The following is a 24,169-nucleotide window of genomic DNA, read 5'->3' on the forward strand; positions in this document are numbered from 1 at the left end:
GCTCCAGGGCGGTGTTGGCGCCGGCGACGTAGGTGGCGTGGTGCTTGTCGTGGTGCAGCTGCATGATCGCGCCGCTGATGTGCGGCTCGAGGGCGCTGTAGTCGTAGGGCAGGTCGGGCAGGGTGTACACCGCCACGGGATCTCCTCCTCGTGTCTCCTCGCCGCCCGCAGCGGGGACTGCCGGGCGGCCCGTTCAGTGCGTCGCGCCCGTCCACGTGCAGCGGCGCGGGCGCGCCGACCCTCCGAGCATTCCGCGCCCCTCACCGCCGAGCAACAGCGGGGTGGCCACCGGCGACCGGGTCCTGGTGCGCGCCCGGTCTGCCGGGGGTCTGCCGGAAGGGGGGCGGTTCGTCCGGTTCTGCTCCCATCCCGGCTCCCCGCTGCTCCGAACGGGTGGCGGGTGGAGCCGACGGCGGCCCCGCCACCTCTCGAGAGGACTGACCGGATGTTCGGCAAGCAGCTCGTCACGGACATGATCTCCCGCAGCGCGGAGAGCGGCGCCGACCGCCGCGCCTTCCTGCGCACCGCGGGGGTGGCGGGCCTGGGCGTCATCGGCGCCACCGCGGTGGCCGCTCCGGCCCAGGCCCACGAGAAGAAGGGCGGCGGGGGCGGGGGAGGCGGCGGTGGCATCAGCGATGGCGCCATCCTCAACTTCGCCCTCAACCTCGAGTACCTCGAGGCGGAGTTCTACTCGCGCGCGTTCTACGGCCGCGGCCTCGACGACGGCCTCACCACCGGCAGGCTGAACCGCGGAGACGTCAACGGCGGCCGCAAGGTGCAGTTCAAGAGCAAGCTGGTGCGCGGCATCGCCGAGGAGATCGCCAACGACGAGATCGCCCACGTGAAGTTCCTGCGCGGGGCCCTCGGCGGCGCTGCCGTCGCCCGCCCGGCCATCGACTTCACCGGCGCCTTCAACGCCGCGGCGAAGGCGGCGGGCCTCATCAAGGACGGGCAGACCTTCGACGCCTTCGCGGACGACACGAGCTTCCTGCTGGGCGCCTTCCTCTTCGAGGACGTCGGCGTCACCGCCTACAAGGGCGGTGCGCCGCTCATCAGCAGCAAGACCTACCTCGACGCCGCCGCGGGCATCCTCGCCGTGGAGGCATACCACGCGGGGGCGGTGCGGACCGTCATCTACACCGAGGGCCTGGCCGACGCCGCGAACAAGATCTCCGACGCCCGCGACTCCCTCGACGGGAAGAGCGACGACGACCAGGGCGTCTCGCAGGCGGGCGGCCGCATCAACGTCACCCCCGTCGACGGCAACGCCATCGCCTTCGGCCGCACCCCGCAGCAGGTGCACAACATCGCCTACCTCAACCCGGCGCAGGGCGTGCGCTCCGGCGGTTTCTTCCCCGCCGGCACGAACAACGAGGACTCCCGCCTCACGACCACCTGAGCACCGGGGGCCCGCCTCAGCGCCCTCGGGCGGCCGCCAGCGCGCCACGCAGCAGCGACAGCGCCGCGTCGTCGTCGAGACCCGCGGCCACGGCCTCACGCGCCAGCGACGCCGCGGCGGCGCGAGCCGCGGCGTCACCGCGCTGCGCGGTGCGGTCGCGCACGACGGTGCCGGCGCGGCTCGCGGTGCTCACGACGTCGGAGGCCTCCAGCGCCCGGTAGGCGCGCGCCACGGTGCCGGCGGCCACGCCGAGCTCCTCGGCCAGCGCCCGGACCGTGGGGAGCCGGTCACCGGGGACCAGCCGCCCGTCGTCGACCGCGGCGACCACCTGGTCGTGCACCTGCTGCCACGGCGCCGGGGCCCCGGCGCCGCGGTCGAGGCGCACCCCGAGGCCCGCGCCGCCGGCGCTCCCGCCGCCCCCGTGACCGGCTGCCACGTCAGTGGCCCCTGTCGATCCACTCCTGCAGGTGCGGGGCCTCGTCGCCGACCGTGGTCGTCCCGCCGTGGCCCGGCACGACGGTGGTGCCGGGCGGCAGCGCGAGGACCCGCTCCCGGATGGACGTGATGATCGTGGGGAAGTCGCTGAAGGAGCGCCCCGTGGCGCCCGGACCGCCGGCGAAGAGCGTGTCGCCGGTCAGCACCGTCTCCAGCGCGGGCACGTAGAGGCATACCGAGCCGGGGGAGTGCCCCGGGGTGTGCAGCACGTGGACCTCCGTGCCGGCCACGGTGAGCACCTGGCCGTCCTCGAGGAGCTCGGTGGGGGCCGCCGCCGGGTGGGTCAGGGTCCACAGGCCGAGGTCGTCGCGGTGCAGCAGCACGGGGGCGGCGAAGCGCTCCCCGGCGGCCGGCGCCAGGCGCACGTGGTCGTCGTGGGCGTGGGTGCAGACCACGGCCACCACGCGCCGGTCGCCCACGACCTCGGCGATCGCGCCGAGGTCGTGCGGGGCGTCGACGACGAGGCACTCGGCGTCGTCCCCGAGCACGAGCACGTTGTTCTCGACGTCGAAGGTCTGCCCGTCCAGGCTGAAGGTGCCCTCGGAGGTGCTCCGGTCGAGGCGCAGCCCGCCCTTCCGCGAGGTCCCGGGGGCGCTCACAGCACCACCACCGACCGCAGCACGTCGCCGCGGCCCATGGCGGCGAACGCGGCCTCGACGTCTCCCAGGCCCACGGTCTCGGTGACGAAGTCCTGCAGGGGGAACCTGCCCTGCAGCGCCAGGGCGGCGAGCATCGGGAAGTCGCGCTCGGGCAGGCAGTCGCCGTACCAGCTGGACTTCAGGGCGCCACCGCGGCCGAAGACGTCGAGCAGGGGCAGCTCGAGCGTCATCTGCGGCGTCGGCACGCCCACGAGGACGACGGTGCCGGCGAGGTCGCGGGCGTAGAACGCCTGCTGGTAGGTCTCGGGGCGGCCCACGGCCTCGACGACGACGTCGGCGCCGTTCCCGCCGGTGAGCGCCCGGACGCCCTCGACGGCGTCGGTCTGGCGGCTGTTGATCGTGTGGGTGGCGCCGAACCTCTTGGCGACCTCGAGCTTGCGGTCGTCGACGTCGACGGCGATGACCGTGGTGGCGCCGGCGAGCACCGCTCCGGCGATGGCGGCGTCGCCGACGCCGCCGCAGCCGATGACGGCCACGGAGTCACCGCGGGTGACCGCTCCGGTGTTCACGGCGGCGCCGAAGCCCGCCATGATCCCGCAGCCGAGCAGGCCCGCCGCGGACGCCGGGAGGGCCGGGTCGACCTTGGTGCACTGGCCGGCGTGCACGAGCGTCTTCTCGGCGAAGGCGCCGATGCCGAGCGCGGGGGACAGGGGCGTCCCGTCGGCCAGGGTCATCTTCTGCTCGGCGTTGTGGGTGGCGAAGCAGTACCAGGGCCGCCCGCGGCGGCAGGCGCGGCAGCTGCCGCAGACCGCGCGCCAGTTGAGGACCACGTAGTCGCCCACGGCGACGTCGGTGACGGCCTCGCCGACCGCGGACACCACGCCGGCCGCCTCGTGGCCGAGCAGGAAGGGGTAGTCGTCGGAGATGCCGCCCTCGCGGTAGTGCAGGTCCGTGTGGCAGACCCCGCACGCCTGGACGTCGACCACGGCCTCGAAGGGGCCCGGGTCGGGGACGACGACGTCGACGAGCTCCACGGGAGCTCCCTTGCTGAGGGCGACGACGCCCTTCACGGTGTGCGGCATGGTCCGACGCTAGCGACCGGCCCCGACCCGCACCACCACCGGGAGCGCAGCTGTGGACCACTGATGGATCAGTCATCCGGTCAGTGCGGTCCGGCGCTGGACGGGGCCGCCCGTCTGCGCCGATAGCCTGGAGGGGTGCCACTCCGCCTGTACGACACCGAGGCCGCCGCCGTGCGCGACTTCGCGCCCCTCGTCCCCGGAGCCGCGTCGATCTACCTGTGCGGCGCCACCGTGCAGGCACCGCCGCACATCGGGCACCTGCGCTCGGGCGTCGCCTTCGACGTGCTCGCCCGCTGGCTCGAGGTCGGCCACGGCCTCGACGTCACCTTCGTGCGCAACGTCACCGACATCGACGACAAGATCCTCGCCAAGGCCGCCGAGGCGGGCCGCCCCTGGTGGGGGTGGGCCTACACGCACGAGCAGGCCTTCACCGCCGCCTACGACGCCGTGGGCGTGCGCCGCCCCACCTACGAGCCCCGCGCCACCGGTCACGTGCCCGAGATGGTCGAGCTCATGGAGCTGCTGGTCGAGCGCGGGCACGCCTACCCCGCCGCCGACGGGTCCGGCGACGTCTACTTCGACGTCCGCTCGTTCGCCCAGTACGGGGCGCTGACGCACGTCTCCCTCGACGACGTCGCCCCCGCCGAGGACGCCGACCCGCGCGGCAAGCGCGACCCCCGCGACTTCGCCCTGTGGAAGGGCTCCAAGCCCTCCGAGCCGGCCACCGCCTCCTGGCCCACGCCCTTCGGCCGCGGGCGCCCCGGCTGGCACCTGGAGTGCTCGGCCATGGCGCGGCGCTACCTCGGCGACGCGTTCGACATCCACGCCGGCGGCCTCGACCTCCGCTTCCCCCACCACGAGAACGAGCAGGCGCAGAGCCGCGCCGCCGGCCTCGGCTTCGCGTCGTACTGGCTGCACAACGGCTGGGTGACGCAGAGCGGCGAGAAGATGAGCAAGTCGCTCGGCAACTCCCTGCTGGTCACCGAGGTGCTCCGCGACACCACGCCGCTGGCGCTGCGCTACTACCTCGGCTCGGCGCACTACCGCTCCAACCTCGAGCACTCGGCCACCTCCCTCGCCGAGGCCGAGTCCGCGATCGGGCGCGTGGAGACGTTCCTGCGCCGCGTGCAGCCGGTGCTGGCCTCGCGGGTCGGTGCCGCCGCGCCCGCGCCGCGCATCCCCCCGGCGTTCGCCGCCGCCATGGACGACGACCTCAACGTGCCGGGCGCCCTCGCCGTCCTCCACGACACCGTCCGCGCGGGCAACGCGGCGCTGGACGGCGGCCACGAGCAGTTCGCGGTGGCCGCCGCCAACGACGTCAACGCCATCGTGCGCACGCTCGGCATCGACCCCCTCGACCCCCGCTGGACCGGTGCGGGCGGCGCGGCGGCCACCGCCCAGGCCTCCGCGCTGGACGTGCTGGTCGAGGCCCAGCTGGAGGCCCGGGCCCGCGCCCGGGCCGAGAAGGACTTCGCCGCGGCCGACGCCATCCGCGACCTCCTCGGCCGCGCCGGCGTGGTGGTGCAGGACTCGCCCGGCGGCGCCCGCTGGTCGCTCGGCTGACGCAGCTCCCACCGCCCGAACCGCCCGACAGCACCACCGACCCGCGCTGGACCAGCAGCACCCACCAGCACCCAGCAGACCCGAACACCCAGCAGACCCGACAGGAGCACCCATGGCCGGCAACTCGTCCCGGCGCGGCGCCGTGCGCAAGGCCGGCTCCAAGAAGACGCCCACCACGGGGACCGGCGGCAAGAACCGCCGCGGCCTCGAGGGCCGCGGTCCCACGCCGCCCGCCGAGGAGCGCACCGGCCACCCGGCCGCACGGCGTGCGGCCTCCGCCGCACGCCGCTCCGCCGAGGGCGCCCCTGCGGCAGCGGGCGGTGCCTCGCGCTCGACCAGGGGCAGCGACGACGGGCTCCGCGCCCAGCGCCCCACCGGCCGCACCACCACCAGCCGGGCCGGCAACGAGGCGGTCGCGGGCCGCAACCCCGTCGTCGAGGCGCTGCGCACCCACGTGCCCGCCACCGCGCTGCACGTGGCCACCCGCATCGAGACCGACGACCGGGTGCGCGAGGCGCTGCGGCTCGCGGCCGACCGCGGCCTCCCGGTGCTGGAGGTCGCCCGCCCGGAGCTCGACCGGATGTCCGGCGGGGCGGTGCACCAGGGCCTGGTGCTCACGGTGCCGCCCTACCAGTACGCCTCCCTCGCCGACGTCCTCGAGGCCGACACCACCGCTGGCCGCGCGCCGCTCGTCGTCGCCCTCGACGGCGTGACCGACCCCCGCAACCTGGGCGCTGTGGTCCGCACGGCCGCCGCCTTCGGCGCCTCCTGCGTCCTCGTGCCCGAGCGCCGCTCCGCCGGCATGACGGCGAGCGCGTGGAAGACCTCCGCGGGCGCCGCCGCGCGCCTGCCGGTGGCCCGAGAGACCAACCTCACCCGCGCCCTGGAGGCCGCCAAGGCCGCCGGCTGCTTCGTCATCGGGCTCGACGCCGACGCGGACGCCCCGATCGGCTCCGCCGACGTCGCCCGCATCGCCGAGGGGCCGGTCGCCGTGGTGGTCGGCTCGGAGGGCCGCGGGCTCTCCCGGCTGGTGCGCGAGACCTGCGACCTGGTCGCCTCGATCCCCATGGCGGGGCAGGTGGAGTCCCTCAACGCGGGTGTCGCCTGCAGCATCGCGCTGTACGAGGTCGCCCGGGCCCGCGAGGCCGCGGGAGCCAGCGCCCGCCTCTGAGCGCCGGGCCCGGTCAGAGAGCGGCGGCACAGCCCTCAAGGCCGGGACGACTGGGTCCGATGCCCCAGGCATGGTTCGAGCGGGTGGCAGTGCGGCCGCGAGCGCGAGGCGCCTCCTCAGGGGCGCAGCCGCCCTGCGCCCCGGGGTCACGCGCGAGACGCTGAGGGCCACCACCTGCGTCAGCTACGCCAGCGCGGCCGTGCTCGTGCTCCTGGGACTCGCGGTGGAGCCCTCCTCGAGCTGGCGGAGCGACCCGCAAGGCGTCCTGGCGCTGGGTGCGCTCGCCGTGGCGCTCGCCGTGGCGCTGCTGGGGCGCCGGATGCCCCCGTGGAGCTACAACGCCACCATGGTCGCCGGGACGGCAGCGATCGCCGCGGGAGTGGCCCTCAGCGCAGGCACGGGGCGGGCGCCCTCCTTGGCGTGGCTCTTCGCCATCGCCGTGGTGGAGGCCGTCTACTTCTTCCCGCTGCCGGTGGCGTGCCTGCACGTCGCCCTGGTGCTGTCCGCGCTGGTGGCCTCAGCGGCCGGGGCGGTCGGCGTGGGCTTCGCGGACCTGGTGCTGGTCGGCGGGTCGCTCCTCGTCGTGGCGGTCCTGGTGCACCTGGTGACCGCTGCCAGCGCCGCCGCTGGCGTGGACCTGCTCACCGGGCTCCTCGACCGCGCCGGCACCACGCGGCGGATGGCGCGGGCCGTCGCGCTGGAGTCCGCGCGCCTCGACGGCCTCGTGCTGGCGCTGGTGGGGCTGGACGGCTTCGCGAGGGTCAACGAGGTCCGCGGTCACGCCGAGGGCGATGCCCTGCTGCGGGCCACCGCCCAGCGCTGGCGTGCCCGGCTGCCCGAAGACGTCCTGCTCGGCAGGTGGAGCGGTGACCAGTTCGCGGTGCTCGTGCGGGGCTGCACCGACCAGGCGTGGGACCTCGTGCAGGAGCTCCGGTGCGACCTGCCCGGGGGCCTGCGGTGCAGCGCCGGCGTCGCCGTCCTCGAGCTGGGGGACGAGCTGGAGGACCTCGTCGACCACGCCGAGGGCGCCCTGGCCGCGGCCAAGCGGGACGGCGGTGGAGAGGTGCGCCTGTGGGCCCTGGGCACCCCGACCACCAGGGGCCTGCTGCAGGCGCTGGAGCGCGGTGACGTGCACGTCCACTACCAGCCGGTGGTCGACCTGCGCACCGGGACGACGACTGGCGCCGAGGCCCTCGTCCGCTGGACCCGCGAGGACGGCTCGACCGTCATGCCCGGCGACTTCCTGCCCCAGGCCGAGGCCAGCGGCGCCGTCGTGCAGCTCGGGCGCCACGTGGTCGAGCGCGCGTGCGCCGACGCCGCCTCGTGGCCGGTGCTGCCGGGGAGAGCCGCGCTGACCGTCGCGGTCAACGCCTCCGGACCCGAGCTGGCCGAGGCGGACTACGCGACCTGGGTGGTGGCCGCGCTGCACCGCGCCGGTCTGCCGGGTGAGCGCCTCGTCGTCGAGGTGGTCGAGGGCGTGCTGGACGAGAGGTCCCCCGTGGTCGCCGGGAACCTGCACGCGCTGCGCGCTGCTGGCGTCCGCATCGCCGTGGACGACTTCGGCACCGGCTGGTCGAGCATGGCTCGCCTGGGGCAGCTGCCGCTGGACCTGCTCAAGGTGGACCGCAGCTTCGTCGCCGCGGTCGAGCCCGGGCGCGAGGCCCCCGTATGCGCGGGCGTCATCGCCCTCGCGCACGCCCTGGACCTCACGATCGTCGCCGAGGGCGTCGAGACCGCGCACCAGGCCGCCTGGCTCGCCGCCCAGGGCTGCGAGGAGGGGCAGGGCTGGTGGTGGGCCCCGGCCCTGCCCACCGGCGCGTTCGTCGCCAGGCTCGAGCAGGAGGCCACCGGTGCCAGGGCTGACGCGTGAGGGCTGACGCGTGAGGGCCAGGCGCCTGGCGCCGCTGCTCGCCGAGCTCGCCCGCGCACAACCCGCCGCGGGGCTGCGGGTGATGGTCTGGACGACCTCCGCCACCATGGTCTTCTGCGGGCTGTACGTCGCCGTCGCCTCGCTCCTGCGCTCCGGCGCGTCACCCCCCGGCGCCCCCTTCTGGGTAGCGGTGGCAGCCGTCGTCACGGGTGCGGTCCTCGCCGTGTTCCGCCGCCACTACCGCACCTGGCACTACCACCTCGTACAGCCGGCCACGGCCGTGGCCGTCTTCGTGGGCGTCCACCTCGACGGCGGGGGGAGCGCGAGCGTCGCCGACGCCACCCTCTTCATGCTCCTCGCGGCGCTGGCGACGTTCTTCTTCCCCTGGACCCTCGCCGCGGTGCACGTCGGCGTCAGCACGGTGCTCCTCATCGGCGTGCTGGGGGCCGCCCCCGAGGTCGGTGCAGGCGACGTCGTCGTCATGGCGTGCTCCACGGTGGGCGTGGGCGTGCTCGTCGGGGTGCTGTCCCGGGTCACCGCCCGCGCCGTGCTGGCCGCCGAGCTCGACGTCCTCACGCGTCTCCCCAACCGCCGCGGCACCGAGCGCCACGTCGTCGCCGCGCTCGCGGACCCGCGCTCCGCGCGGCCGCTGTCCCTGGCGGTGGTCGACCTGGACCACTTCAAGCAGGTCAACGACACCCTCGGCCACGCCGCCGGCGACGAGCTCCTGCGCCGCGCCGCCGGCGCGTGGACCTCCCTGGTCCCGCCGGGTGCGGTGCTCGGGCGCTGGGGCGGCGACGAGTTCGTGCTGCTCGCCCCGCTCGCGCCCGCGCAGGCCGGCGCGCTCGTCGACGCCCTGCGCGCGGTGCTCCCCGAGGGCCGCAGCTGCACCGCCGGCGTCACGGGCGTGGCGGCCGGGGACGTCCTCGACGACGCCCTCGCGCGCGCCGACCAGGCCCTGTACGCGGCCAAGCGCGACGGCCGCGGCCGCACGCGCGTGTGGTCGGCGGCCGACGGCTCCGGTCAGCCGTGGCTGGACAGCCAGCCGTCGATGCGGTCCGACTCCGGGTCGTCCGGGTCGTCGACGTCGTCCCTGCCGGGACCGCCCAGCAGTGGCGCCTCGTCGCCGTCCATCCCCACCGCGGCCATCTGACCGGTGTCCATCATCCCGGTCTGCAGGATCAGCGCCTGCTCGTCGGGGCGCTTCGACAGCACGTCGTCGACGTAGGAGCGGACCGCCTCGAGCAGCGGGATGTCGCGCTGCGCCTCCTGGGAGCGGTACCAGCGGTGCTCCAGCACCTCGTGGAAGATCTCCGCGGGCTCCAGCTTGCGGCGCATGCGGCGCGGGACCGCCCGCACGACGGGGTCGAAGACCTGCGCCAGCCAGTCGTGGGCGGAGATCTCCTCGTCGTCGTTCTGGCGGTCGGTGGCGGCCACGTAGGAGTCGAGGTCGTTGAGCAGGCGGCGCGCCTGGTTGTTCTCGGCGTCGATGCCCGTGAGGCGCAGCAGGCGCCGCGAGTGGTGGCCCGCGTCGACCACCTTCGGCTGGATCTGCACCACCGAGCCGCCGACGTCGGTGGAGATGGACAGCTCGCCGACGTCGAAGCCCAGCTCGTTGAGGCGCTCGATGCGGGCCTGCACGCGCCACCGCTCGCCCTGCTCGAAGGACTCCAGGCCCGTGAGCTCCTCCCACAGGGAGTAGTAGCGCTCCACGATGCTGTTGGCCACCTCGACCGGGTCGACGCTCTCGTCGAGGTACTCCGCCGCCTCGAGGTCCATGAGCTCACCGGCGATGTTGATGCGGGCCACCTCGACGTCGTTGCTGCGCTGCCCGTCGGACAGCTCCTGGTGCAGCTCGCCGGTCTCGGCGTCCACGAGGTAGGCGGCGAACTCGCCGGCGTCACGGCGGAACAGCGTGTTGGACAGCGACACGTCGCCCCAGTAGAAGCCCGCCAGGTGCAGGCGCACGAGCAGCACCGCCAGGGCGTCCACGAGCCGGGTGGCGGTGTCGGGGCGCAGCGACTGGCTGAACAGCGCGCGGTAGGGCAGGGAGAACTGCAGGTGCTGGGTGACCAGCGCCGGGTCGAGCGGCTCCCCCTCGGGCGAGGTCCGGCCCGTCACCACCGCGACGGGGACGACGCACGGGACGTCGAGGCGGCGCAGCACGCGCAGCAGGCCGTACTCGCGCCTCACCAGCTCCTCGGTGTTCTCCTTCACGGCCACCACCGCGTCGGCCAGGCGGACGAACCTCACCACGTGGCGGGAGATGCCCCGGGGGAGCGCTGCGAGCGTCTCCGCGGGCCAGCGGCTCAGCGGGGCGTCCCACGGCAGGTCGGGCAGGGCCAGCGCCGACCGCTCGGCGGTGAGGGCGGTGATCTGCAGCGGCGCCATGCCCCGATCCTCCCGCACGAGCAGCCGGTCGGGCAGCACCGCCGCCGCCGGTAGAGTCCTGTGCCGGTCCGTGCTCCGCGCGCTCGCGCGAGAAGCTGCACGACGAACTGCGCAGGAGGTGCCCCCGGTGGGCCTGGTCGTCCAGAAGTACGGCGGCTCGTCGGTCGCCGACGCCGCCGGCATCAAGCGGGTGGCCGCGCGCATCGCCGAGACGCGCCGCGCCGGCCACGACGTGGTCGTGGTGGTCTCCGCCATGGGCGACACCACCGACGAGCTGCTCGACCTCGCCGAGCAGGTCAGCCCGCTGCCGCCGGCGCGGGAGCTCGACATGCTGCTCACCTCCGGCGAGCGCATCTCGATGGCGCTGCTGGCCATGGCCACCGCCAACCTCGGCATCCGCGCGCGCTCGTTCACCGGCAGCCAGGCCGGCGTCATCACCGACTCCGCCCACGGGAAGGCGCGCATCATCGACGTCAGCCCCGGGCGCATCCGCGACGCGCTCGACGCCGGCGACGTCGCCGTGGTCGCCGGGTTCCAGGGCGTCTCGGTGGACACCAAGGACATCACCACCCTCGGCCGCGGCGGCTCCGACACCACGGCCGTGGCCCTGGCCGCCGCGCTCGGCGCCGACGTGTGCGAGATCTACACCGACGTCGACGGCGTCTTCACCGCGGACCCGCGCATCGCGCCCGCCGCCCGCCGCCTCGAGACCGTCACCTACGAGGAGATGCTCGAGCTGGCCGCCAGCGGCGCCAAGGTGCTGGTGCTGCGGTGCGTCGAGTACGCCCGCCGCTACGGCGTGCCCGTGCACGTGCGCAGCTCGTTCAGCCCCAGGCCCGGGACGCTCGTGGCCGGATCGATGGAGGACCTTCCCGTGGAGCACGCGATCATCACCGGCGTCGCGCACGACCGCAGCGAGGCGAAGATCACCGTGGTGGGGGTGCCCGACAAGCCGGGCACCGCCGCCGAGCTGTTCGAGCACGTCGCTGCCGCCGGCATCAACATCGACATGATCGTCCAGAACGTGTCGGCCGCCGCGACGGGCCTCACCGACGTCTCCTTCACGCTGCCCAAGGCCGACGGCCAGGTCGCGATGACGGCGCTGTCGCAGGTGCAGGCCTCGGTCGGCTTCGGCTCCCTGCGCTTCGACGACCAGATCGGCAAGCTCTCCCTCATCGGGGCGGGCATGCGCAGCAACCCCGGCGTCTCCGCGCGGTTCTTCAAGGCCCTCGCCGACAGCGGGATCAACATCGACATGATCTCCACCTCGGAGATCCGCATCTCGGTGGTCACCCGCGACGCCGACCTCGACGACGCCGTGCGCGCCGTCCACACGGCCTTCGGGCTGGACGCGTCCGCCGGCGAGGACCAGGCCACCGTCTACGGAGGGACCGGGCGATGAGCGACAGCACCCCCACCAGCGCGCAGGCGACGGGCCGCAAGCCCGTCCTCGCCGTCGTCGGCGCCACCGGCGCCGTCGGCACGGTGATGCTCGGCATCCTGTCCACCCGCGAGGACGTCTGGGGCGAGATCCGCCTCGTCGCCTCGGCCCGCTCCGCGGGCAAGAAGCTGCGCGTGCGCGGCGAGGACGTCGAGGTCCAGGCGCTCGCGCCGGAGGTCTTCGACGGCGTCGACGTGGCGATGTTCGACGTCCCCGACGAGGTGAGCCTCGAGTGGGGCCCCGTCGCCGCCGCCCGCGGCGCGGTCGTCGTCGACAACTCCGGCGCGTTCCGCATGGACCCCGACGTGCCGCTCGTGGTGCCGGAGGTGAACCCGTCGGCGATCCGCAACCGGCCCCGGGGGATCATCTCCAACCCCAACTGCACGACGCTGACGATGATGGACGCGCTCGGCGCGCTGCACCGCCAGTGGGGCCTCACCGAGCTCGTCGTCGCCTCCTACCAGGCGGCGTCCGGCGCTGGGCAGCCCGGCATCGACAGGCTCCACGCCGAGCTCGAGGCCGTCTCCGGGGACGCGACCCTCGGCACCCGGCCCGGTGACGTGCGCACCGCCGTCGCCGAGCGCCTCGGTGACGAGCCCTCGCCGTTCCCGGCGCCGCTGGCGCTCAACGTGGTGCCGTGGGCGGGTTCGCTCAAGGACGACGGCTGGTCCAGCGAGGAGCTCAAGGTCCGCGCCGAGAGCCGCAAGATCCTCGGCATCCCCGACCTCAAGGTCTCGGCCACCTGCGTGCGCGTGCCCGTGGTGACCACGCACTCCCTCGCGGTGCACGCGACGTTCCAGAAGCCCATCAAGGTGGAGGCGGCGCGGCAGGCCCTGGTGGAGGCGCCCAGCGTCGTCGTCCTGGACGACCCGGCCAACGGTGACTTCCCCACGCCCGCCGACGTGGTGGGCTCCGACCCGACGTGGGTGGGGCGCATCCGCCAGGCGCTGGACTTCCCCCACACCCTCGACCTGTTCGTCTGCGGTGACAACCTCCGCAAGGGCGCCGCGCTCAACACCGCGCAGATCGCCGAGCTCGTGGCCGCGGAGCTCTCCGGCCGCTGAGCCGTCGCGATCACGCGGGAGACCCGCACCCGAGGCTCTCGGGTGCGGGTCTCCCGCGTGTTCAGCCGGCGTGCTGGGGCTGGGCCTGCAGCTGGGAGGCCGCGCGCACCTCGCGGCGCCCGACGGCCCAGAACGCCACGGCGAGGGCCGTGAAGACGAGCAGCGGCACCAGCTCCACGAACAGGTAGGTCCAGCGCTCGGAGAAGGCCCAGCCGTCGGCGCGGAAGTCCGCGGTGAACCAGCCGTCACCGAGGCCCGGGAAGAGGATCTGCACGGTGCAGAAGACGATCCACGCGGTGGAGACGACCGTCAGCAGCCCGATCGCCGGGGCGCGGTAGGGGCGCGGCGCGTCCGGGAGCCGGCGGCGCAGCACCCAGGCGGCAGGGAAGATGCCGAGGTAGCTGATGAGGGTGGTGGACACCGCCAGCGCCAGGGCCACGGTGAAGAACTTGCCGGCGTCACCGGAGGTGATGGTGTTCGCCGCCACGAAGACCAGCGTCGAGATGACCCCGGAGAGCACGTTGACGCGCAGCGGGGTGCCGAAGCGCTCCGAGAAGCGCCCCAGGGCGCGCGGACCGGCGCCGTCGTAGCAGGAGACCGCCAGCGTGCGGTCCGACCCCATGATCCAGGTCAGTCCCGAGGTGAACGCCACGACGACGACGAGGATCCCCAGCACGTACCCGACCGCAGTGGAGAAGGCGGTGAGCGTCACGGCCGTGGTGCCGTCGGCAGCGGTGGTGACCGTGCCGCCGAACACCGTCAGCGCCTGGCGCACGGCGTCGGGGAAGCCCGCCAGGCCGCTGGCCTGCTGCTCGGGGAGCACCAGGAGGATCCCCAGGACGGGGAGCCCGTACAGCAGCCCGGTGGCGAGGATGGACTTGGCGATGCCGGCGGGCACGTCGCGCTTCGCGTCCTCCATCTCCTCGCCGGCGGCGCTGGGCAGCTCGAAGCCCACGAGGCTGAAGAGGATGAGCGGCACGAGCACCACGAACCCGGAGAAGCTCGGCGCGTAGCTGCCCGCCGACGGCCCGTGGAAGCCGTGCACGAAGCCGTAGGCGACCACCAGCACGCTGAACAGGCCCAGCAGCGCGAAGCGGGCCAGGGCCCCGATGGTCGCGATCCACTTGCCCACCCGGAAGCTCAGGACGGCGAACAGCACGCCCGCCCAGATGAACGCGAGGGCGAAGACGTACTGGAAGGTCGTGGAGAAGGCCTGGCCGTGGTGGAAGAACGTCATGAGGCCGCCCAGCGCGGTCCCCACCAGGGTGCCGCCCATCCACACGGGGTTGGTCACCCAGTAGAAGACGTTGTTGATGGCGCCGACCAGGCGCCCGAACGCCATCCGCACCCACACGTAGGGACCGCCCTCGTCGGGGAACGCCGCGCCGAGCTCCGCCAGCAGCGCCGCTGACGGCACGGCGAAGAGGAGCACGCAGACGACGAGCCACGTGAAGCCCTCGCCGCCCTTTGTGGCCAGCGTGCCGAGCCCGTCGATGCCGACGAGGGTGCACACGAGGAAGAAGAAGATGTCGGCCCTGCCGAAGTGCTTCTGGAGCTTGCTCTTCTCGGCCTCAGCGCCGAGGGCTCCTTCGCCCTCGTCTGCGCGCAGGTCTGCCACTGCCATGACCGCCACCTGACCCGTCGTCCTGGTCCTGCCCCGATGAGTAGCACCCGATGAGTTGCTGTGAGCACCGGACGCGAGGGGGAGAGTGGCACTGGTCGTGTGTCATCCGCATGAACGGAGGCTGCTGGTCCGCTGAACGGACGAGGGCCCCCGCTCAGCGGGGGCCCTCGTGACTGTGGTCGGGGTGACAGGATTTGAACCTGCGGCCTCTTCGTCCCGAACGAAGCGCGCTACCAAGCTGCGCCACACCCCGGAGCAGCGCAGACCACTCTAGCCGAATGCGGCTACTGCTCTCGACGCGGTTCCGCCGTGCGGGCGCGCCGGGCCCCGGTCAGCCCTCGATCAGGCGGGCACGAGCTCCAGGAGGGTCGCCTCGGGGGCGCACGCGAACCGCACCGGCGCGTACGGGCTGGTGCCCAGGCCGGCGCTGACGTGCAGCCAGCTGGACCGGCGTCCACGCTCCCAGCGGTGCAGGCCCTTGGCCATCGAGCGCGGCAGGTCGCAGTTGGTGGTGAGCGCGCCGACGAAGGGCACGCAGAGCTGGCCGCCGTGGGTGTGCCCGGCGATGAGCAGCTGGTGCCCGTCGGTGGTCATGGCGTCGAGGACGCGGCGGTACGGGGCGTGGGCCACCCCCACCGACAGGTCGGCGGCGGGGTCGGCCGGCCCGGCGACGTCGAGGTACCGGTCGCGCTGCAGGTGCGGGTCGTCCACGCCCACGAGGTCCAGGCGGCGCCCACCGACCTGCAGGCGGCCCCTGGCGTTGGTGAGGTCCAGCCAGCCCGCGGCGCCGAACGCGTCGGTGAGCTGGTCGGTGGGCAGGGGAGTGGGCTTCGCGTGGGCGCGGGACGGCCGCCACAGGTACGCGGCGGGGTTCTTGGGCTTCGGCGCGAAGTAGTCGTTGGAGCCCAGCACGAAGGCCCCCGGCAGCTCCAGCAGCGGCTCCAGGGCGGCCAGCACCTCCGGCACCGCCTGCGGGGAGGTGATGTTGTCGCCGGTGTCGACGACGAGGTCGGGCTCCAGCCGGGCCAGGGAGCGGATCCACTCCTGCTTGGCGCGCTGCCCCGCGATCATGTGGATGTCGGAGACGTGGAGCACCTTCAGCGGGGCCTGCCCGGAGGGCAGCACAGGCACCTGGAAGCGGCGGAGGCGGAACGCGCGCACCTCGTACCCGGCGCCCCAGGCCACCGCCCCGGCGCCGGCGGCCGTGGCCAGGCCCGCGCCCAGCGCGGCGGTGCGGAGGAATCCCAGGCGACTCACGCCGGTCCACCCTGCCAGACTCGGGCCGGTGAGCTCTCCGACCACCCCATCCAGCAGTCCCGGCAGCACCTCCCTGGCCGAGCGCCTCCGCGCCGACCTCAACACCTCCATGCGCGCTCGTGACGAGGTGCGCACCGCGACGCTGCGCATGGCGCTGACGGCGGTCAAGACCGCGTCCGTGGCTGGCACCGAGGCCCGCGAGCTGTCCGACGACGAGGTGCTCGCCGTGCTGCGCACCGAGGTGAAGAAGCGCAAGGAGGCCGCCGAGGCGTTCGCCGGCGCCGGCCGCACCGAGTCCGCCGAGCGCGAGCGGGCGGAGGAGGCCGTGCTGGTCGCCTACCTGCCGGCCCAGCTCGACGACGACGCGCTGGCCGCCGCGGTGGAGGCCGCTGTCGCGCAGGTCGCCGCCGCCGGCAAGACCGGCCCGTCGGCGATGGGCGCGGTCATGGGCGTCCTGCGCCCGCAGGTGGGGTCCACCGTGGACGGCGGCCGCCTGGCCGCCGCCGTCAAGGGCGCCCTGGCGCACTGACGCGACCGCCCTCCGGGGGTCGCTCGGCGACGTCACGAGCGGCCCGCGGAGGGCTACAGCGACAGGACGACGCCAGCGACCGCGGCGTTGGCGAGGTTGGCCATGGCCCCGGCGAGCAGCGCGCGCGGCGCCAGCTGCGCCACCTCGCCGCGTCGCTCCGGGCACAGCGACCCGAGCACGCCGATCATGATGGCGATCGAGCCGAGGTTGGCGAAGCCCGCCAGGGCGATGGTCACCACGGCCACCGTCAGCGGGTCGAGCGAGGCGACCTGCGGCCCGAAGTCGGAGTAGGCCACGAACTCGTTGAGGAACGTCTTCTGGCCGATCCACGAGCCGGCCAGGCCGGCCTCCGACCACGGCACCCCCAGCAGCCACGCCAGCGGTGACAGCAGCCACCCGAGGATCCCCTGCACGGTGACGCCCTGGGCGCCGAAGAGGCCCGCCACGCCACCGACGATCCCGTTGACAAGCGCCAGCACCGCGATGAAGGCGATGAGCAGGGCGCCCACGACGACGGCGATCCGCCCGCCCGCCATGGCCCCGCGCCCCAGGGCGTCGATGGCGTTGGCCGACTCGGTGTCACGGACCGCGCGGACGTCGTCGTCGCCCGAGGTCTCCTGCACCGGCTCGGTCTCCGGGAGCAGCAGCTTTGCCATGAGCAGCGACGCGGGAGCGTTCATGGCCGTGGCGGCCAGCAGGTACGGCAGCGGCGCGCCCAGCTGCGCGTAGCCGAGGAGCGTGGAGCCCGCCGCCGCGGCGAAGCCGCCGGTGATGACGGCGAACAGCTGCGAGCGCGTCAGCCGCCGCAGGTACGGGGCGATCATCAGCGGGGCCTCGCTCTGCCCCAGGAAGATGACCACGGACGCGAAGAAGCTCTCCAGCCGGGAGACCCGGAGGAGCCACCCGAGGGCGCCGCCCAGGGCCCACGCGACGTGCTGGACCACGCGCAGGTAGAAGAGCAGCTGGATGATCGCCCCGAGGAAGATGATCACAGGGAGCACGCCGAAGGCGAAGACCGACCCGAGTGACGGGCCGACCTGCGTCAGCGGACCGAACAGGAACGTCGTGCCCTCGTCGGCGTAGCCGATGAGCTTCTCGACGCCGCCGGCGACGGCGTCCAGGGCCGCCCGGCCGGGTCCCCAGCGCAGCACGAGGAAGGCGAAGACCGCCTGCAGCGCGAGGGCCGTGCCGACCGTCCGCCAGGGGATGCGGCGCCTGTGCGCCGAGAACAGCACGCCGACGCCCACCAGCACCGCAAGGCCCAGGAGTCCGCGCACGGGGGACACCCTCCAGCGCCTCCGGCGCCGCTGCCAGTCGGGAAGATCGACCGCTCAGCGCCACGACGACGGGGCCCGCGCCGCCGTGCGCCGCGGACCCCGTCGGTCTCGCCGTGGTGGGTGGAGGAGGGCGTCAGCCCTGGTCGCCTCCGCCGTCCCCGCCCTGCTGGCCTCCGCCCTGGTCCCCGCCGGGGACCGGCTCGACGGTCGTGCCCTGGCCGCCACCGCCCTGGCCGCCACCGCCCTGGCCGCCGCCGTTGCCGCCGCCCTGGTCACCGCCGCCCTGGCCGCCGCCCTGGTCACCGCCGCCCTGGCCGCCGCCGTTGTCGCCGCCGCCCTGGTCACCGCCGTTGTCGCCGCCGCCCTGACCGCCACCGGGCGCCTGGGTGGCCGTCTGGCCGCCGCCGCCTCGGGGGCTGGGGGTGTACGTCGGCTTCGGGGGAGCCGGCGGGCGGCCGATGGTGCTCTGCGGCGGGTCGACGAAGTCCTGCTGGTCCGCTCCGTCGAGCGCGCGGTTCATGTACGCCCGCCAGATGGGGGCTGAGACCGTGGCGCCGTACATGCTCCCGTAGCGGCGGCCCCCGATGGTGGCGCCGTTGATGGACATGCTCTTCTCCGGCACGCCGATCCACACCGACGTCGCCAGCTGCGGCGTGTAGCCGGTGAACCACGTGGCCACCGAGTTGTTGGTGGTACCGGTCTTCCCGGCCGACTCGCGGCCGCCGGCAAGGCTCATCCCCTGGGCCGTGCCCTGGACGATCGTCTGCTGCAGTGCGTAGTTGACGCCGTTGGCGACGTCCTTGTCGATGGCCTGGTTGCACTGCGGGCCCTTGACGGGCAGGCCCTTGCCGTCGGCGTCAGTGATCTGCGCGATGGCGAGGGGGGCGCAGTAGTTGCCCTGGGCGGCGAACGCGGCGTAAGCGGTGGCGATGGACAGGGGGGCCACCTCGTCCACGCCGAGCATCATCGACGGGGTCACGTTGAGGTCCGTGCTGACCTGTCCCGTCACGTTCCGCTTGTCGGCCCTGGCCTTGTGCACGCCGAGCGCCTGGGCGGTCGCAGCGACGTCGCACAGCTGCAGCTGGTTCTCCATGGCGGCGTAGCCCGTGTTCACGGAGTCGAACGTCGCCTTCATCACCGACAGGTTGCCGCTGTCCTCGCCGTCCCCGGCGTTGCCCGGGCCGTAGGGCTTCCCCACGTACCCGGCTCCCGAGTAGCAGCTGCCGTACTTCCAGCTGCTGTTCGGGTAGTCGCGCTGGGTGGCGTTCACGGTGGCGTTGAGGGTGCGCCCCGAGGCCAGCCACTGGGCCAGCACGAAGGGCTTGAAGTTGGAGCCCGGCTGGAAGCCCGACGACCCGCCCTGGAGGTAGTCGGTGTTGTAGTTGATGGCCGTGGCCCCCACCGGCGCGTCCGGGGACGTGCTGTACGTGCGGTTCTGCGCCATGGCGATGATCTTGCCGGTTCCGGGCTCGACCGAGACGATCGAGGCACCGAGGTTGGACGTGCCCCCGGTGCGCTGGGGCTTGCCCTCCTTGTTGATGACGTTGGTGGGGACCGTGGAGTCCTCTGCGGGGACGCCGTTCGCGACCTCCTCGAAGGCCGCCTGCTGCCTGTTCCGGTCGAGCGTCGTGGTGATGGTCAGGCCGCCGCGGTAGAGCTGGCGCAGCCGCTCCTCCTTGGTGCCGCCGAAGGCGTCGTCGTCGCGGAACTGCTTCACCGCGTAGTCGCAGAAGAAGCCCGCCTGGCCGGCCTGCTCGCAGCCGTTGGGGGTCTGCTGCACGTTCAGCATCTGCGCGATCGGCACGGCGACGGCGGCGTCGTGGTCGGCCTGGGAGATGGTGCCCAGCTGCAGCATGCGGCCCAGCACCGTGTCGCGCCGCTGCTGCGCGTCCTGCGGGTTGTTCACCGGGTCGTAGCCGACGGGGTTCTGCACGATGCCGGCCAGCAGGGCCGCCTGGGGCAGGTCGAGGTCGGTCGCGGACCGGTTGAACCAGTGCCGGCTCGCGGCCTCGACGCCGTACTGGCCGCCGCCGAAGTTGGCGATGTTGAGGTAGTTCTCGAGGATCTGGTCCTTGGAGAACTTCTTCTCCGCGGCGATGGCCAGCTTCATCTCGCGCAGCTTGCGGACGTAGCCGTCCACGCCGGACCTGACGGTCACCTCGTTGAACGCCTTCTGGCGGTCCTCGGCGGAGGCGTTGGTGGGCAGCGCCGAGAGCGCCTCCTCCACCTGCACGTTCTTGATCCACTGCTGGGTGAGGGTCGAGGCGCCCTGGACGTCGCCGCCCTGGGAGTTCTGCACGAAGGCGCGGGCCAGGCCGCGCGGGTCGACCCCGCCGTGCTCGTAGAAGCGGTTGTCCTCGATGTCGACGATGGCCTTCTGCATCACCGGCGCCACCTTGTCGAGGGGCACGAGGATGCGGTTCTCGTAGTAGAAGGTGGCCATCAGCGAGCCGTCGGAGTACAGGATCCGGGTCTGCTGGCTCAGCGGCGGCTGGTCGAGCGAGGCGGGCAGGCTGTTGAACGCCTGGACCGTGTCGTTGCTGGTCTGACCAGCGGCGATGACGGCGGGGGCCGCGAGGCCCGCCACGAGCACGCCAGCGCCGACGCTGGCGGCGAGGAAGCCCGCCAGCAGCTTGGTGGCGCGGCCGAACGAGGTGCCGCGCGACCGCTGCTGGACGCCGGCCTCGCCGTCGTCGGGACGGGGGCGAGGAGCGCGGGCCGGCATGCCTCCAGCGTACGTGGCCGCTGCGTCCGGCCCGGCCACGACGAGAGGCCCTTACCAGACCGTGATGTGCGCGGGCAGTGGCCACGGTGACTAGTCACCGGTGGTCCTGGAAATGGCCCGCACGAGGGGTGGGCGCAGGACGTGACCAGTTCGTAACTTCATCCATGTCACTCGTCCGACCGGATGGACAAGGCCTGAAACGCCTCAAGATCCGCCGGGTGAGATCCCCGATCGGCGCTTCCCCGCCGCACCACCGACCGGAAGGCACCACCATGAGCGAGACCGTCTACCTCGAGCCCGCCGAGTGGACCACCCAGGCCGCCTGCCGCACGAGCGACCCGGACGCGCTCTTCGTCCAGGGCGCCGAGCAGAACCGCGCCAAGGTCGTCTGCCAGGCCTGCCCCGTGCGCACCGAGTGCCTCGCCGACTCCCTCGACAACCGCATCGAGTTCGGCGTCTGGGGCGGCATGACCGAGCGCGAGCGCCGCGCGATCCTCAAGCGCCGCCCGAACGTGCAGTCCTGGAGCCGCCTCCTGCAGGCCGCGAAGGCCGAGCACGCCCGCGCCGAGGCCGCGTCCGCCGCTCGCACCGCCTGACGGACCGTCAGGCCGGGGCCCCCGACCGAGGGGCCCGACCGGCCAGAGCGGCCCCCACCGCCCGCAGCCCGTCCAGGTCGGCGACGTCGCCCTCCAGGGCCGGCACCAGCGCGGTGGCCGTGCCGGAGCCCCCGAGGCCCTCGGCCACGAGGCGGCTCTCCCGCTCCACCCGCTCTAGCAGCTCCACCTGCAGGTCCAGCACCTGCGCCGCCCGCCGGTCCGCCGCGGTCCCGTCCCGCAGCGAGGCAGCGGCCCGTCGCGCAGCCGCCGCGTCCAGGCCCGGTGCGGCGCTCGTCGCCCGGTTGACCACGACCGCCGCCGGTGACAGGTCCGCCGACCGCAGCCGGTCCACGAGGAAGACCGCCTCCGCGAGGGGCTCGGTCTCCGGTGCGGTGACCACCACGAACGCCGTCCGGGCGTCGCGCAGCGCCGCCGACGTCGCCTCGGCCCGCTCCCGGAAGCCGCCGAAGACCTCGTCCAGCCCCTCCACCAGCGCCTGCACGTCGCGCAGCAGACGACCGCCGATGACGCGGTCCATGGCCGCCGCTACCCCGCCGGCCAGCGCCCCGACCACCCGGCCCCCGGCGGCCCGCAGCCCCGTGCCGGAGCGCGCCGAGCCCGCGAAGCGCACCGGCGCCATGAGCAGCCGGGCGAACCTGCCGTCGAGGAACGAGGCCAGGCGCGCGGGGGCGTCGAGGAAGTCCAGGGCCGAACGGCTCGGCGGGGTGTCGACGACGACGAGGTCCCACCCCGTCGGCGTGCCCCGCCCGGCGCGCAGCTGCCCGAGCCGCTCCATGGCCATGTACTCCTGCGTCCCGGAGAACGAGGTGGCCAGGGAGGTGTAGACGGGGTTGGCCTTCACCTGCGCCGCGCGCGCCGGGGGCAGGGCGGCGTCGACGAGGCCGTCGAGGGTGCGGCGCGCGTCCAGCACCAGCGCGTCGAGGCTGCCGCCGCGGCTCGCGTCGACGCCGGGCACGCGCCGCGGCTCGTCGGGTGCGAGGCCGCCGTCGTCGTCGGGTGCGAGCCCGCCGCCGTCGTCCTCGGGGTCCTGGGTGCCGAGCGCCTGGGCCAGGCGGCGGGCGGGGTCCACCGTGAGCACCGCCACCCGGCGGCCGCGCTCGGCGGCGCGCAGCGCGATCGCCGCGGCCGTGGTCGTCTTGCCGACACCGCCGGAGCCCGCGCAGACGACCACCTCCACACCCGGGTCGTCGAGGAGAGCGTCGACGTCCCACCCGGGTGCCGCGCTCACGCCGCACCTCCCGCCGGCGCCGTCGGGCCGGTGGGGGCGGGCCGGTCCCGCGGCGTGGGCAGCGGGGCGGCGGCGAGGTCGTCGGCGAGGCGGTAGAGGCCCTCGAGGTCCACCCCGCCGGGCAGGTCCGGGAGCTCGCGCACCGGCCGGCCGGCGCCTGCGGCGACCTCGAGCCAGCGCCGCTGCTCGGCCACCCGCCCCGCCCGGCCCCGGTTCTGGGTGAGCAGGGCCGCCACCAGCGCCTCGACGCCGTCGTCCGCGGGAGCGCTCCCGCCGTCGTCCAGGTCGGGCTGAGGGGCCAGGGCGCGGCGCAGCGCGCCGCGGACCCGGCTCGGCGCCCCGCCGTCCTCGGCCGGCGCGGTGAGCACCCGGTTGGCGACGACGGCGCCCACCGGCAGGTCGGCGGCGCGCAGCTCCGCGGCGGCCTCCAGCGTCTCGGTCACGGGCAGCTCCTCGGGCAGGCAGACCAGGTGCACCGCCGTCTGCTCGGAGCGCAGCAGCGCCGCCACCGACGCGGCGCGGGCGGCGATCGGACCGCCGACGGCCAGCTGGGCCAGCTCGTCGCCGATGCCGAGGAAGCGGGTGATGCGGCCGGTGGGCGGTGCGTCCAGGACGACCGCGTCGTAGACGGGCTGCGCAGACGAGGTGCTGCCGGCCCGCCCGCCGTCGACCGTGCGGCGCACCGCCTCGTAGACCTTGCCGACCAGCAGCACGTCGCGCAGGCCCGGGGCCACGTCGGCGATGAACTCCACGGCCCCCGCGCGGTCCAGCACGGTGGACACCCGGCCCCCGCGGCCGCCGAGGACCCCGCCGTGGAAGGTGTCGAGGTAGTCGACCAGCGCCGCCCGCGGCTCCACGGCCAGGCCCACCACCTGGCCCCCGCCGGCGCCCTCGGCCAGCTCGACCTCCTCGTAGGGGAGGGCCTCGGTGCCGAGCAGGCGCGAGACGCCCTGGCGCCCCTCCACCTCGCACACGAGGACCCGCTTGCCCTCGTCCGCGAGCGACAGCGCCAGCGCCACCGCCACGGTGGTCTTGCCGGTGCCGCCCTTGCCGGTCACGACGTGGAGCCGGGGCTGCGCGCCCCGGGCCTCGGTGCGTGCGATCACCCGCCGACAGTACGGACGGGTCCGCCGGCGCGCCTGCGGACTAGGCTCGCCAGGCGTGACCCAGTGGGAGTACCTGACAGCGCCGCTCATCGTGCACAGCACCAAGGCGATCCTCGACAACTTCGGCGAGGAGGGCTGGGAGCTGGTGCAGGTGGTGCCCGGCCCCGGCGGCAACGGCCTCGTGGCCTACCTCAAGCGCCCGAAGCAGGGCTGATCCGTGGGCGCTCGCGAGAACCTCGCCTCCCTCGGCCTGGAGCTGCCGCCCGTGGCGGCGCCCGTGGCCTCCTACGTGCCGACGGTGCGGACCGGCTCGCTGGTCTTCACCTCCGGGCAGCTGCCTTTCGTCGGCGGCGCCCTCCCCGTGACCGGCCTGGTGGGCGAGGGTGACGGCCTCGTGGACCCCGCCACCGCCGAGGAGCAGGCGCGCACCGCGGCGCTCAACGCCGTCGCCGCGCTCGACGCCGAGGTGGGGCTCGACGCCGTCGTGCGCATCGTCAAGCTGACCGTCTTCGTGGCCAGCGCCGACGGCTTCACCGGGCAGCCGGCCGTGGCCAACGGCGCCAGCGACCTGCTCGCGGACGTCTTCGGCGAGGCCGGCCGCCACGCCCGCTCCGCCGTGGGGGTGGCCCAGCTGCCGCTCTCCGCGCCGGTCGAGCTGGAGCTCGTGGCCGAGGTCGTCTGACCCCTCCGCGCCCCCTGCCTCGGCCGCCCGGGTGGTGCGGCCGAGGCCT

At 74.5% G+C, this 24,169-nt stretch carries 20 protein-coding genes, 1 tRNA gene and 2 pseudogenes; 11 read left to right on the forward strand and 12 right to left on the reverse strand.

Features of this window, described 5'->3' with window-relative positions:
- Positions 1-136: pseudogene (locus FMM08_RS20095) on the reverse strand (superoxide dismutase); the annotation flags it as partial.
- Between the two features lie 309 nt (positions 137-445).
- Here FMM08_RS20095 and FMM08_RS20100 point away from each other — a divergent pair.
- A complete protein-coding gene (locus FMM08_RS20100; protein ID WP_147928133.1) occupies positions 446-1,399 on the forward strand; it encodes a ferritin-like domain-containing protein in 954 nt (317 codons plus the stop codon).
- Between the two features lie 16 nt (positions 1,400-1,415).
- Here FMM08_RS20100 and FMM08_RS20105 read toward each other — a convergent pair whose 3' ends face one another.
- From FMM08_RS20105 to FMM08_RS20115, 3 genes are read right to left on the reverse strand one after another with little or no spacing between them, the layout of a single operon-like run.
- Positions 1,416-1,835: a GntR family transcriptional regulator gene (locus FMM08_RS20105; RefSeq protein WP_147928134.1), complete on the reverse strand. Its 420-nt coding sequence runs from the start codon at positions 1,833-1,835 to the stop codon at positions 1,416-1,418.
- A 1-nt stretch (position 1,836) separates the two neighbouring features.
- On the reverse strand, positions 1,837-2,493 hold the full coding sequence (locus tag FMM08_RS20110; RefSeq protein WP_255472645.1) for an MBL fold metallo-hydrolase: 657 nt from the start codon (positions 2,491-2,493) through the stop codon (positions 1,837-1,839).
- Positions 2,490-3,575 carry an S-(hydroxymethyl)mycothiol dehydrogenase gene (locus tag FMM08_RS20115; RefSeq protein ID WP_147928135.1) on the reverse strand — a complete coding sequence of 362 codons (1,086 nt, stop codon included), beginning with the start codon at positions 3,573-3,575 and terminating at the stop codon, positions 2,490-2,492. Before FMM08_RS20115 ends, FMM08_RS20110 begins: the two co-directional genes overlap by 4 nt.
- 135 nt (positions 3,576-3,710) lie before the next feature.
- Between FMM08_RS20115 and cysS the strand changes: the two genes are divergently transcribed.
- The 4 genes and pseudogenes from cysS to FMM08_RS23870 form a co-directional block, all read left to right on the forward strand.
- Positions 3,711-5,138: a cysteine--tRNA ligase gene (gene cysS / locus FMM08_RS20120; protein WP_147928136.1), complete on the forward strand. Its 1,428-nt coding sequence runs from the start codon at positions 3,711-3,713 to the stop codon at positions 5,136-5,138.
- 112 nt (positions 5,139-5,250) lie between these two features.
- Entirely contained in the window at positions 5,251-6,309 is a 1,059-nt protein-coding gene (rlmB, locus tag FMM08_RS20125; RefSeq protein ID WP_147928137.1) for a 23S rRNA (guanosine(2251)-2'-O)-methyltransferase RlmB, read from the forward strand.
- A 70-nt stretch (positions 6,310-6,379) separates the two neighbouring features.
- The gene (locus FMM08_RS20130; protein ID WP_147928138.1) at positions 6,380-8,179 is read left to right on the forward strand and encodes a putative bifunctional diguanylate cyclase/phosphodiesterase; all 1,800 of its coding nucleotides are present in this window, start codon (positions 6,380-6,382) and stop codon (positions 8,177-8,179) included.
- Positions 8,180-8,660: 481 nt separating this feature from the next.
- Positions 8,661-9,167: pseudogene (locus FMM08_RS23870) on the forward strand (GGDEF domain-containing protein); the annotation flags it as partial.
- Between the two features lie 35 nt (positions 9,168-9,202).
- Here FMM08_RS23870 and FMM08_RS20140 read toward each other — a convergent pair.
- Positions 9,203-10,570: a DUF4032 domain-containing protein gene (locus tag FMM08_RS20140; protein WP_147928140.1), complete on the reverse strand. Its 1,368-nt coding sequence runs from the start codon at positions 10,568-10,570 to the stop codon at positions 9,203-9,205.
- 127 nt (positions 10,571-10,697) lie between these two features.
- Here FMM08_RS20140 and FMM08_RS20145 point away from each other — a divergent pair, with 127 nt between their 5' ends.
- Positions 10,698-11,972, forward strand: coding sequence for an aspartate kinase (locus tag FMM08_RS20145; protein ID WP_147928141.1), 1,275 nt, complete (start codon positions 10,698-10,700; stop codon positions 11,970-11,972).
- On the forward strand, positions 11,969-13,075 hold the full coding sequence (locus FMM08_RS20150; protein WP_147928142.1) for an aspartate-semialdehyde dehydrogenase: 1,107 nt from the start codon (positions 11,969-11,971) through the stop codon (positions 13,073-13,075). The genes FMM08_RS20145 and FMM08_RS20150 overlap by 4 nt, the downstream gene beginning before the upstream one ends.
- A 61-nt stretch (positions 13,076-13,136) precedes the next feature.
- Here FMM08_RS20150 and FMM08_RS20155 read toward each other — a convergent pair whose 3' ends face one another.
- The 3 genes from FMM08_RS20155 to FMM08_RS20165 form a co-directional block, all read right to left on the reverse strand.
- Entirely contained in the window at positions 13,137-14,699 is a 1,563-nt protein-coding gene (locus FMM08_RS20155; protein ID WP_147928143.1) for an APC family permease, read from the reverse strand.
- Between the two features lie 176 nt (positions 14,700-14,875).
- Positions 14,876-14,952: transfer RNA gene (locus FMM08_RS20160), tRNA-Pro, on the reverse strand.
- An 89-nt stretch (positions 14,953-15,041) separates the two neighbouring features.
- Positions 15,042-15,956, reverse strand: a complete 915-nt coding sequence (locus FMM08_RS20165) for a metallophosphoesterase (RefSeq protein ID WP_255472646.1) — start codon at positions 15,954-15,956, stop codon at positions 15,042-15,044.
- Positions 15,957-15,984: 28 nt separating this feature from the next.
- Between FMM08_RS20165 and FMM08_RS20170 the strand changes: the two genes are divergently transcribed.
- Positions 15,985-16,485, forward strand: a complete 501-nt coding sequence (locus FMM08_RS20170; RefSeq protein ID WP_255472647.1) for a GatB/YqeY domain-containing protein — start codon at positions 15,985-15,987, stop codon at positions 16,483-16,485.
- Positions 16,486-16,538: 53 nt separating this feature from the next.
- Here FMM08_RS20170 and FMM08_RS20175 read toward each other — a convergent pair whose 3' ends face one another.
- Together FMM08_RS20175 and FMM08_RS20180 are read right to left on the reverse strand one after the other, a co-directional pair.
- The gene (locus FMM08_RS20175; protein ID WP_147928146.1) at positions 16,539-17,771 is read right to left on the reverse strand and encodes a NupC/NupG family nucleoside CNT transporter; all 1,233 of its coding nucleotides are present in this window, start codon (positions 17,769-17,771) and stop codon (positions 16,539-16,541) included.
- Between the two features lie 124 nt (positions 17,772-17,895).
- Positions 17,896-20,487: a transglycosylase domain-containing protein gene (locus FMM08_RS20180; protein WP_147928147.1), complete on the reverse strand. Its 2,592-nt coding sequence runs from the start codon at positions 20,485-20,487 to the stop codon at positions 17,896-17,898.
- Between the two features lie 272 nt (positions 20,488-20,759).
- Here FMM08_RS20180 and FMM08_RS20185 point away from each other — a divergent pair, with 272 nt between their 5' ends.
- Positions 20,760-21,083 carry a WhiB family transcriptional regulator gene (locus FMM08_RS20185; protein ID WP_147928148.1) on the forward strand — a complete coding sequence of 108 codons (324 nt, stop codon included), beginning with the start codon at positions 20,760-20,762 and terminating at the stop codon, positions 21,081-21,083.
- 7 nt (positions 21,084-21,090) lie between these two features.
- Here the strand turns inward: FMM08_RS20185 and FMM08_RS20190 are convergent, their stop codons facing one another.
- Positions 21,091-22,332 carry an ArsA family ATPase gene (locus FMM08_RS20190; RefSeq protein ID WP_147928149.1) on the reverse strand — a complete coding sequence of 414 codons (1,242 nt, stop codon included), beginning with the start codon at positions 22,330-22,332 and terminating at the stop codon, positions 21,091-21,093.
- Positions 22,329-23,438 carry an ArsA-related P-loop ATPase gene (locus tag FMM08_RS20195; protein WP_222711005.1) on the reverse strand — a complete coding sequence of 370 codons (1,110 nt, stop codon included), beginning with the start codon at positions 23,436-23,438 and terminating at the stop codon, positions 22,329-22,331. The genes FMM08_RS20190 and FMM08_RS20195 overlap by 4 nt, the downstream gene beginning before the upstream one ends.
- 55 nt (positions 23,439-23,493) lie before the next feature.
- Between FMM08_RS20195 and sp36 the strand changes: the two genes are divergently transcribed.
- Complete coding sequence (gene sp36, locus FMM08_RS23200; protein ID WP_170131469.1) at positions 23,494-23,652, forward strand: Sp36 family protein; 159 nt, start codon at positions 23,494-23,496, stop codon at positions 23,650-23,652.
- Between the two features lie 3 nt (positions 23,653-23,655).
- Positions 23,656-24,120, forward strand: coding sequence for a RidA family protein (locus FMM08_RS20200; protein WP_147928151.1), 465 nt, complete (start codon positions 23,656-23,658; stop codon positions 24,118-24,120).
- The last annotated feature ends 49 nt before the right edge of the window (positions 24,121-24,169 follow it).

The organism is Quadrisphaera setariae (genome assembly GCF_008041935.1).
GTDB classification, from domain to species: domain Bacteria; phylum Actinomycetota; class Actinomycetes; order Actinomycetales; family Quadrisphaeraceae; genus Quadrisphaera; species Quadrisphaera setariae.

Coding starts and splice junctions, on each gene's coding strand:
- FMM08_RS20100 (WP_147928133.1), top strand. CDS start 446: ATGTTCGGCAAGCAGCTCGTCACGGACATGATCTCCCGCAGCGCGGAG.
- FMM08_RS20115 (WP_147928135.1), bottom strand. CDS start 3,575: ATGCCGCACACCGTGAAGGGCGTCGTCGCCCTCAGCAAGGGAGCTCCC.
- rlmB (WP_147928137.1), top strand. CDS start 5,251: ATGGCCGGCAACTCGTCCCGGCGCGGCGCCGTGCGCAAGGCCGGCTCC.
- FMM08_RS20130 (WP_147928138.1), top strand. CDS start 6,380: ATGGTTCGAGCGGGTGGCAGTGCGGCCGCGAGCGCGAGGCGCCTCCTC.
- FMM08_RS20140 (WP_147928140.1), bottom strand. CDS start 10,570: ATGGCGCCGCTGCAGATCACCGCCCTCACCGCCGAGCGGTCGGCGCTG.
- FMM08_RS20150 (WP_147928142.1), top strand. CDS start 11,969: ATGAGCGACAGCACCCCCACCAGCGCGCAGGCGACGGGCCGCAAGCCC.
- FMM08_RS20155 (WP_147928143.1), bottom strand. CDS start 14,699: ATGGCAGTGGCAGACCTGCGCGCAGACGAGGGCGAAGGAGCCCTCGGC.
- FMM08_RS20180 (WP_147928147.1), bottom strand. CDS start 20,487: ATGCCGGCCCGCGCTCCTCGCCCCCGTCCCGACGACGGCGAGGCCGGC.
- FMM08_RS20185 (WP_147928148.1), top strand. CDS start 20,760: ATGAGCGAGACCGTCTACCTCGAGCCCGCCGAGTGGACCACCCAGGCC.